This window comes from Limnofasciculus baicalensis BBK-W-15 (assembly GCF_024178385.1).
Taxonomy (GTDB): Bacteria; Cyanobacteriota; Cyanobacteriia; order Cyanobacteriales; family Coleofasciculaceae; genus Limnofasciculus; species Limnofasciculus baicalensis.
The window spans coordinates 1-1,350 of the sequence record NZ_JAMZMM010000703.1 but is presented as its reverse complement, the minus strand read 5'-3'; the positions used below and the strand labels follow the sequence as shown (position 1 = coordinate 1,350).

The following is a 1,350-nucleotide window of genomic DNA, read 5'->3' as shown; positions in this document are numbered from 1 at the left end:
AAATGCACCTCGGTCGCGACGGCCCAGCGCGAGCCGGGCGATGCGTCCTTGATCGTCTTGATGATGAACTCGGTCGAGCCGTTCAGGTCGCTCTTGTCCACCACTTCCTTGCAGCACTCGGGGTGGACCAGGATCTTGTACGCTGGCTTGTCGGGGGTCGTCGCACTGATCGCGCGGATCTGGTCGCAGTGCTCTGGGCGGAAGAGTTTGTGCACCGAGCAGTGCCCGGCCCACAAGAGCACATCCGATTTCACGATCTGCTCCGCCGTCGCGCCGCCCAGCATCTCGCCCTTGCGCACGAGCCTCGGGTCATAGACGCACGAGCGCGTCGCGACGTCGATGCCGCACGCGGCGGCCGTGTTGCGCCCCAAATGCTGATCGGGCAGGAACAGGACCTTCACCGATTCGCCGGGCAGGAGCATCTTGGAGCCCCCGGTCATCGCCCAGCGGAAGACCTCGCGCGCGTTGCTGGAGGTGCAGCACGCGCCGCCATGCTCACCGACGAAGGCCTTGATCGCGGCCGAGGAGTTCACGTACGTGATCGGCACCACGCGCCCCTTGAAGCCCCCCTCGGCGAGCGTGCGATGGATCGATTCCCACGCCATCACCGTGTCGTCATACTGCGCCATGTCCGCCATGGAGCAGCCTGCGGAAAGGTCGGGGAGGATGACGTCGACGCTCTCGGGCGTGAGCATGTCGGCGGATTCAGCCATGAAATGCACGCCACAGAAGATGACCCATTTCACATCGCGTTCGCTGGCAACCTTGGCCGCGATCTGCGACAGTTTGAGCGAGTCGCCAGTGAAGTCGGCGTGGCGGATGATCTCGTCGGTCTGGTAGTGGTGCCCGAGGATGACCAGTTGCCCGCCGAGTTGTGCCCGGCGCGCGGTGATCGCCCCCGCGAGTTCATCGGGGGTCGCTTTCAGGTATTGTTCGGGCAACGACGGCTGCCACAACATCACGCACACACTCCGCAGGGAGGCACGAAGATCCCACCCGCAGGAACTATAGGGAAGTCGCGGCCTGGTTCTGACATGAATAACGGACGAGCACGGACGGTTTCAGGCGGCGGCGGCCATGGTCACCGCGAGCGCGGCGGTCTTGAACTCGCACGCCAGGATCTGCATGCCGTTCTCACCTTCAAGGACGCGGATGACCTTGCCGGGGACCTGGGCGTCGGCGGCAAGCAGGACCTCATCATTCCACGCAACCACCAGCGAGATCTCATCGCCCACGGCGATCGGCCTCGTCGGCTCCACGCGCACCAGCGCCCCGCCCGCCGAGACGTCCACCGTCTCCGCGCACAGATACCGGCGCGTAGAACGATGGAACACCTTGCAAGGGCGGTTC

General features: G+C 65.0%; 2 protein-coding genes. Both read right to left on the bottom strand.

Annotated elements, in window-relative coordinates:
• Positions 1 to 941, bottom strand: a 941-nt coding sequence (locus NJ959_RS29585) for a quinolinate synthase (protein ID WP_254015337.1), incomplete at its 3' end; no start/stop codon positions are given.
• Positions 942 to 1,061: 120 nt separating this feature from the next.
• Positions 1,062 to 1,350 (bottom strand): PilZ domain-containing protein (locus NJ959_RS29580; RefSeq protein WP_254015336.1); only part of this gene is annotated, 289 nt, incomplete at its 5' end.